This window comes from Haemophilus sp. CCUG 60358 (assembly GCF_001679485.1).
GTDB lineage: Bacteria > Pseudomonadota > Gammaproteobacteria > Enterobacterales > Pasteurellaceae > Haemophilus_D.
The window spans coordinates 50,986-59,059 of record NZ_LZOZ01000007.1; the positions used below are offsets into that span (position 1 = coordinate 50,986).

Below are 8,074 nucleotides of genomic sequence, written 5' to 3' on the forward strand. Positions count from 1 at the left end.
AAATGACTAAAGCAGTTATTCTTATTCCAACTAGCGCAGAAGCAAATTTAGCGGCAGCATTAGACGCAGCTAAAACAACAGGCGCTGTCATATTCAATGCAGTCGAAGATGTAAAAGCCGCTCAAGCATTAATCGCAAATAATCAAAAAGACGTGTTATTAGAAAAAATCGTTGCTGATTTCCAAGCATTAAATGCAAATTTAGTGGTTGTTAAAGGTGTTCAACCTTCAGTTCAAGCGCCTTTTGCAAATAGCTTAAACTTCGCGATTGCACAAACCTTAGATGCACAAATTATCTTAGTGGCAAACAATGAAGAAGGCACATTAGTAGAAGCCGTTGCTTCAGAATTTGGCGGAGTGAACAACTCTGAAATCTTAGGTGTATTTGGTGCACAAGCAGGCAAAATAAAAACCTTAGATGCTCAAGCATTAGCGAATGCAATCTCTGCACCACTTGCTCGTGAAGCACGTATTTCTCCAGCGGCATTCCGTTTCAAATTAACTGATTTAGCACGCAAAGCAGGTAAAACCATCGTATTACCAGAAGGTGATGAACCTCGTACTGTTAAAGCGGCAGCAATCTGTGCTGAACGTGGTATCGCAAAATCTGTATTATTAGCGGATCCTGAATCAGTGAAAAAAGTTGCTGCAGAACAAAGCGTGACTTTAGGTGCTGATGTAACGATCATCAATCCAGCTGACGTACGAGAAAACTACGTTGCTCGTTTAGTTGAATTACGCAAATCTAAAGGTTTAACGGAAGAACAAGCGCGTGCGCAATTAGAAGACACCGTTGTATTAGGAACTATGATGTTAGAAGCGGGTGAAGTAGATGGTTTAGTCTCTGGTGCCGTTCACACCACTGCAAATACCATTCGTCCACCGATGCAAATCATCAAAACAGCACCAGGTAGCTCAATTATCTCGTCTGTATTCTTCATGTTACTACCAGACCAAGTATTAGTGTATGGTGACTGTGCAGTAAACCCAGAACCAACCGCTGAACAACTAGCTGAAATCGCAATTCAATCTGCTGAATCGGCAAAAGCATTTGGTTTAAATCCGAAAGTCGCAATGCTTTCTTACTCAACCGGTACTTCTGGCTCAGGCCAATCTGTAGAGAAAGTGAAAGATGCAACGCGTATTGCACAAGAAAAACGTCCTGATTTATTAATCGACGGTCCATTACAATACGATGCAGCTGTAATGAAAGATGTGGCTGCTTCTAAAGCGCCAAACTCTAAAGTGGCAGGTCAAGCAAACGTATTTGTATTCCCTGATATCAACGCAGGTAACATCGGCTATAAAGCGGTACAACGTTCTGCAGATTTAGTCGCTGTAGGTCCAATGCTTCAAGGTATGCGTAAACCGGTTAATGACTTATCTCGTGGTGCATTAGTGGATGATATCATCTACACCATCGCATTAACTGCGATCCAAGCAACACAAGCTTAATCAAAGCCTTTGTTGTAAAACACTAAAGAAAATAACCGCACTTTTGATGATTCAAAGTGCGGTTATTTTTAGGCTTTTTTTAATAACTACTCTACAGATTTTAAGTATTCAACTAGCTTCAATCCAATTTCTCTTCTCCATCCTAAAAGCAGATCAGGTTGTTTTCCCGCATCTTCATTTTTTAACCAAACCCATTTAATGAGATCTTCTAAATTTCGTTTACTTGCCAGAACATCGTGGGTTAATCCTTTTGGGGTCAGTTCATAAGCTTTTTCTTGTAACAATCGAATTGCCTTTTTATAACGAGGATCGTCCACAATACGAACTAAACGCTTAGGGTAATCATAAGGTGAAATTCGGCGGCTTTGTGCTAGCAATTGAAGCATTTTTTTGCCACGCACACGGACTTCATTTTCAGATAAGCCAAGCGCTAACATTTCTGATGTATTGCGAGGATTGTTTTTTGCCACTTTCCAAAGGTTGTCTGATTTAACCACATAAGAAAGGGCTAAATTTCGTGCCATTGCAGTTTCTTGTCGCCATTTGGCTAATAGCTGTAAACGCGCTAATTCGAGCGGATTCAATTTCCAAACATTCGGAATCTCTAAATAGGCTTTGTTTGGATCGCGATCGTCTAATTTACTGGTTTTAGAGATCGCAAGCTGGCAATCATCAATTACCGCTTGGAGCCAAGGTGATTGTGCTAATTCTATTTGCATTTTTTGATAGACTGGCAATAAATACCATACATCCCCTACGGCATATTGTAGCTGTACAGGGGAAAGTGGACGTTTTAGCCAGTTTGTACGTGTTGCCCCTTTATCCATTTCAACGCCCAAATAATGTAACACCAATTTGGCTAGGCCCGCTGAATTAGCAAAACCTAGAAAACGTGCCATAATTTGCGTATCCATCATAGGTTGTGGAAGTGCATCAAACTCTTGCAAAAAAACCAATAAATCTTCATTACAAGCATGCAAAATTTTTGTCACCTGCTGATCGCGTAATAATTCCACAAAAGGTGAAAAATCAGTAATGGATAAAGGATCGATCAATGAAACACGATCACCATCATAAAGTTGAATTAATCCTAATTTAGGATAATAGGTCGATACCCGCATAAATTCGGTATCTAAAGCGACCGCACTTTGCTGACGCGCTAACTGACAAACCTGAGCAAGCTCTTCATTATTTTGAATTAATGTAAAGTGCGGTTGATTTTGGCATTCTTTTATCATTGTAATAGGATGTATTTTCAAATAGAGGTACAGACTAAACAGGGATATGAACACATATCCCTGATTTAATTAATGTTGCGCGTGTTTTGCTATTTCTTCATCACGCAGTATGCGTCGTAAAATTTTGCCTACATTACTTTTCGGTAATTCATCCCGAAACTCAATATTTTTCGGGACTTTATAACCCGTGAGATGTTGTCTGCAATGTTGGCGTAATTCATCACGCGTGAGGCTATCATCTTTCTTCACGACGAAGATTTTGATGGTTTCTCCCGATACTTCATGTGGCACACCAATAGCGACCACTTCAGCAACTTTATAATTTAGCATCACCACATCTTCGATTTCATTTGGATAAACGTTGAAGCCTGAAACTAAGATCATGTCTTTTTTGCGATCAACAATACGGAGGCTATAGCTCTCGTCCATAATGACGATATCACCCGTTGCCATCCAACCATCTTGAAGCACTTCAGCAGTCGCTTCAGGACGTTGCCAATAGCCACGCATAACTTGTTCACCTTTAACCCAAAGCTCTCCAGCTTCACCAAGTTGTGCTTCCGAGCCATCATCTTTGATAATTTTAATATCGGTATTTGGCACTGGTACACCGATTGTACCATTGTGTTTCACCACATTAATCGGACAAGCGGCAATTAGCGGTGAACATTCTGTCATGCCATAACCCTCAATGATGTTACAGCCAGTTAAACCATGCCAACGCGTTGCGACTGATTGTTGGATCGCCATACCGCCACCAACAGAAAGTTTTAATCGTGAAAAATCTACTTCTTTGAAATTTTCATTATTAAGTAGCGCATTAAACAAGGTATTCACCCCAGTAATCGCTTCAAAACGGTATTTTTTGAGCTCTTTAACAAAGCCATCAATATCACGTGGGTTCGTAATTAAGAGCGCTGTCACGCCAAGCTCTAAGAAAAGTAAACAGTTTACCGTTAAGGCAAAAACATGATAAAGCGGTAAAGCCAGTACGGCAACGCGTTGCTTAGCATGATCGCCAATAAATGGCTCTGCAATCCACTTCGCTTGGAAAATATTGGTAATAATATTGCCATGTGTCAGCATTGCGCCCTTAGCAACACCGGTCGTTCCACCTGTATATTGTAAGAAGGCTAGATCTTCACGATCCACTTGTGGACGAACATATTGACGAAATTTACCAATACTCAATACTTCACGGAAAGTGACAGCATTCGGTAATTTATATTTTGGCACTAACTTTTTGACGTATTTCACGACAAAATTGACCAAATTACGCTTACCAAAAGAAAGCTGATCACCCATTCTTGTCAAAATTACATGTTTTACTTTAGTATTAAACACGATTTTTTCCAAGGTTGAAGCGAAGTTTGAAACAACAACAATCGCCGTTGCACCGCTATCTTGTAACTGATGTTCTAATTCTCGAGGGGTATAAAGTGGATTCACGTTTACCACAACTAAGCCCGCACGTAAGATACCGAAAAGCGCAATAGGATATTGCAATAAATTCGGCATCATGAGAGCAACACGATCACCTCGTTTTAATTTCAATTCATTTTGTAAATATGCAGCAAATGCACGGCTTCGCTCTTCTAATTTACGAAAAGTTAGCACTTGTCCCATATTGATATAAGCAGGACGGTCTGGATGCTCACGAATTGCTTTATCTAAAATATCGAGAATCGAATCATATTTTGAGGTATCCAGCGTGGTGGGTGAACCTTCTGGATAATTTTGAAACCAAACTTTTTCCATTTTTTATCCTTATTCTTTGGGAAATTTTCTTAATTTTATCATTTAGTTAATAGAGATAATAGCGAATTTCAGGCTCGCCATACCAATAATATGGTCGTCGCCCCCAAAAGCCCCAATCATCCCACATATCGTCTGGATAATAATAGCTTTGAGAAAGCTTCCAGACACGATAATGATTGGTTTGAATTACAGGGTAAGTGTAGCTTGCCTGATCAACCTTGCCTTGTTCTGTTTTCAGTAAGGTGCCGCCAATTGTAATAAATTGATCTTTTAAACTTTCAGGCTCAACAAAACCATCAAGATAAGTAATGAAACGTCCATTAGGTTGTTCATCAATCATGGGTTTTGCAGAGGTTGAGTAAACTGGATAGCTTAAGACTTCAATTTTAGTTTTATTCGGCTGGGCTTGTGCTGTTAATACTTTTCCGCCTAAACGAATTGATTTGCACTGACAGCTATAATCATTCTGCTGAATTGAAGATAATGATTTTAAAGTAAACTGCTCTTTTTCCAGCCCTTTTGGTGCATTAACACATCCCACTAATGTGGTCGAAAGTGCGGTCAAAACTAAGATCGTTTTTTTATTCATCTTCAACTCCTTTTTGAAAATTATTCACGCCCAGGTAATTTTTTCCAAGTTACTTCATTACGCAAATAAACCGGTTCAATTTCTAAGGCGGATATGATTTTATTATGCGCATAATCTGTTAAAGCAAGATCAAGTATATATTGTGCAGAAGGTAAAATAATATCACCTCCTTCTAAACCGTTTTCTTTAAATTGAGGATACGCGGCCCAACCTGTTCCGACTCGATAGGCGGTTAAATCTGAAAGCTGTTCAAGCACTTTTTCAGGTTGGCAAACTTGTTCTTCTATAACAGGATTCCATTGGAAAAACTCACCCAATTCTGAGCACACTTTTTCTCGTTTTACTTGAGAAAAATAAACTTCATTCATTCTCGCATCAATGGCAGCTGCCACATTTTCAGCTTGATGTAATTCAAATGCAGCCTGAGCCATTGCTGTTAAATTTGATACCGCAATAACAGGTAAATCAGCACCAAATGCAAGCCCTTGAGTAATCCCTGCACCGACACGAACACCAGTAAAACTACCAGGACCGCGTCCAAATGCTAACGCATCTACTTGCTTCAAATTAATACCTGAATTGACAAGCAACTCATCAATCATTGGAAGAATACGTTTTGTGTGTGTACGTTGTGCTAATTCATCTAAATATGTTTTTTCGCCTTTATGCCAAAGTGCAACTGAACAGGCTTCTGTTGAAGTATCAAGTGCTAATAAGGTGATATTTTTCATTATTAATCCATTTTCTCATTTTGTAAGAATTGTACCACTTTGTTGAGATCTCGGGTACGGGTTGAATTAGGTAAACTTTTTAGAAAGGTTTCACCGTAATTTCGCATAACAAGACGATTATCACAAATAATTATCGCACCACGATCAGTCATATCTCGAATTAGGCGTCCTACACCTTGTTTCAGCGTAATAACCGCTTCAGGGATCTGTATATCATTAAATGGATCGCCACCTTGTAATCGACAATCTTCAATACGTGCTTTTAGCAAAGGCTCATCTGGTGCAGTAAAAGGCAATTTATCAATAATGACTAAGGAAAGTGCATCACCACGGACATCCACACCTTCCCAAAAGCTCGAGGTTGCAACCAGTACACTATGGGTTTCATGAATAAATTGTTCGAGTAATTTTGCTTTAGGCATTTCACCTTGTAATAAGATAGAAAGCTCACTCTTTTCTCTAAAATACTCTGCCAAGCCTCTCATCATTAAATAAGAAGTACAAAGCACAAAGCATCGCCCTTTATTCGCTTCAATGATAGGCAATAACATTTCACCAAGAGCTTGTAACGTATTATTTTGATTCGTTGCTGGTAAATAACGTGGTACGCAAAGTATCGATTGATTAGGATAATCAAAAGGACTGTGAAGAATTTTTTGTTCTGCCTCCTCAATTCCAAGTCGCTGACAGAAATGATTAAAAGTGCCACCGACTTCAAGCGTCGCTGAGGTGAAAATCCAAGCTGCGTCTTTATTATTTAGCTGTTCGCCAAATTTATCTGCGACAGTGAGTGGCGTAATATGCAAACCAAATTGTCGCCCCATACTTTCGTACCAGTAGCAATAACCGACTATAGCCGTATCACAAAGACGCATTAATTGATTTTTAATACTTTCAGTACGTTCAAAAATACTATCTAAAGTCTGAGAGCGACCTAATGCAATCTTGATAACTTCAGAAAGAAACTCTATTTTTTCTTGCAATAATTCAACCGATTTTTTGACCGCACTTTGCTTAAATAGCTCACGCCAATTTCCTCGCTGATTTCCCTCACCAAGAAGAAGACGGAAATCCTGAATGACTTTAAGCAAGGTATCTGCAGTTGTGCCAAGCTGCGGCATATCTTTCAATTCTGTTCGATAAACAATATTGATATCTTTACATAAATCAAATAGCTGGCGAGATGTTAATGATTGGCCAAAGTACTGGCTTGCAATATCGGGAAGTTGATGTGCTTCGTCAAAGATGATGACTTCTGCATTGGGAATAAGCTCACCAAAGCCACTTTCTTTTACCGACATATCAGCAAAGAAAAGATGATGATTTACTACGACAAGATCTGCATTTAGCGCTTTTTTACGAGCTTGTGCGACATAACATTCAGTGTAGTTGGGACAATCTGTTCCTAAACAACTTTCTGCCGTGCTCGTCAATTGAGGCAAAATTGGGCTATCTTCAGCCAATTCAATACATTCGGTCAAATCACCTGTTTTCGTCGCATTATTCCATTTTCTTACTTTACTTAAATCAGCTAAAACAGATTTATCCCCAAGCACACCTTGAGCGATAACTTGATCCAGTCGCTCTAAACATAAATAATTAGATCGCCCTTTCAATAACGCAATTTTGCCAGAATAATTTAAGGCTTTTTTTATGGCAGGAAGATCTCTTGAAAAGAGTTGATCTTGTAGATTTTTAGAGCCGGTTGAGATAATCGTTTTCTTTCCTGCAATAAGTGCCGGAGCTAAATAAGCAAAAGTCTTTCCAGTACCTGTTCCAGCTTCTACAACAAGCGGTCGCTTATTTTGAATAGCATATCCTACTGATTGAGCCATTTCGAGCTGTTCTGCACGTGGCTTAAATCCTTTGATATTCTTACTCAATTCGCCATCACTGGAAAAGATCTTACTTATCTGTTTTTTCATAATTATTGCTATCTAGAAATAGGCGAAGATTTTATCATTATTAGACTCATTTATATATGAATTCTAATATTTTATATAAAACAAAAACCCCAAGCTCTTCAGCTCGGGGTTCACATTCAGTACCTGGCGGTGTCTTACTCTCACATGGGGAAGCCCCACACTACCATCGGCGCATCGGCGTTTCACTTCTGAGTTCGGTATGGGGTCAGGTGGGACCACCGCTCTATCGCCGCCAGGATTATTCCTTTAATAACTTTTCTCTCTTTCTGTTCCGCTATCTCTAGCGCTCACAACCAAACAAGCTGATTCACTTCAAAACTTTCTTCTTCTCTTTCTTATCTGAGTTTGTTTCGTCTTCCCAACACCCAAAACCCTTGAG

At 39.3% G+C, this 8,074-nt stretch carries 6 protein-coding genes and 1 rRNA gene; 1 reads left to right on the forward strand and 6 read right to left on the reverse strand.

The window, feature by feature from the left end; all coding sequences use genetic code 11:
* Positions 1-2: 2 nt before the first annotated feature.
* Entirely contained in the window at positions 3-1,454 is a 1,452-nt protein-coding gene (gene pta, locus A9500_RS02510) for a phosphate acetyltransferase (RefSeq protein ID WP_065243775.1), read from the forward strand.
* Positions 1,455-1,540: 86 nt separating this feature from the next.
* On the opposite strand, the gene rnd is transcribed toward pta, so the two are convergent.
* From rnd to rrf, 6 genes are all read right to left on the reverse strand, one after another.
* Positions 1,541-2,692: a ribonuclease D gene (gene rnd / locus A9500_RS02515; RefSeq protein ID WP_065243776.1), complete on the reverse strand. Its 1,152-nt coding sequence runs from the start codon at positions 2,690-2,692 to the stop codon at positions 1,541-1,543.
* A 69-nt stretch (positions 2,693-2,761) separates the two neighbouring features.
* Entirely contained in the window at positions 2,762-4,450 is a 1,689-nt protein-coding gene (fadD, locus tag A9500_RS02520; RefSeq protein ID WP_065243777.1) for a long-chain-fatty-acid--CoA ligase FadD, read from the reverse strand.
* A gap of 46 nt (positions 4,451-4,496) precedes the next feature.
* Positions 4,497-5,039 (reverse strand): Slp family lipoprotein, encoded by a 543-nt coding sequence (locus A9500_RS02525; RefSeq protein WP_065243778.1) that lies wholly within the window; start codon positions 5,037-5,039, stop codon positions 4,497-4,499.
* A 20-nt stretch (positions 5,040-5,059) separates the two neighbouring features.
* A complete protein-coding gene (gene tsaB, locus A9500_RS02530) occupies positions 5,060-5,770 on the reverse strand; it encodes a tRNA (adenosine(37)-N6)-threonylcarbamoyltransferase complex dimerization subunit type 1 TsaB (RefSeq protein WP_065243779.1) in 711 nt (236 codons plus the stop codon).
* Positions 5,771-5,772: 2 nt separating this feature from the next.
* The gene (locus tag A9500_RS02535; protein ID WP_065243780.1) at positions 5,773-7,695 is read right to left on the reverse strand and encodes an ATP-dependent DNA helicase; all 1,923 of its coding nucleotides are present in this window, start codon (positions 7,693-7,695) and stop codon (positions 5,773-5,775) included.
* Between the two features lie 121 nt (positions 7,696-7,816).
* Positions 7,817-7,932, reverse strand: a 5S ribosomal RNA gene (gene rrf, locus A9500_RS02540).
* Positions 7,933-8,074 lie beyond the last annotated feature (142 nt).

Coding starts and splice junctions, on each gene's coding strand:
- rnd (WP_065243776.1), bottom strand. CDS start 2,692: ATGATAAAAGAATGCCAAAATCAACCGCACTTTACATTAATTCAAAAT.
- pta (WP_065243775.1), top strand. CDS start 3: ATGACTAAAGCAGTTATTCTTATTCCAACTAGCGCAGAAGCAAATTTA.
- A9500_RS02535 (WP_065243780.1), bottom strand. CDS start 7,695: ATGAAAAAACAGATAAGTAAGATCTTTTCCAGTGATGGCGAATTGAGT.
- A9500_RS02525 (WP_065243778.1), bottom strand. CDS start 5,039: ATGAATAAAAAAACGATCTTAGTTTTGACCGCACTTTCGACCACATTA.
- tsaB (WP_065243779.1), bottom strand. CDS start 5,770: ATGAAAAATATCACCTTATTAGCACTTGATACTTCAACAGAAGCCTGT.
- fadD (WP_065243777.1), bottom strand. CDS start 4,450: ATGGAAAAAGTTTGGTTTCAAAATTATCCAGAAGGTTCACCCACCACG.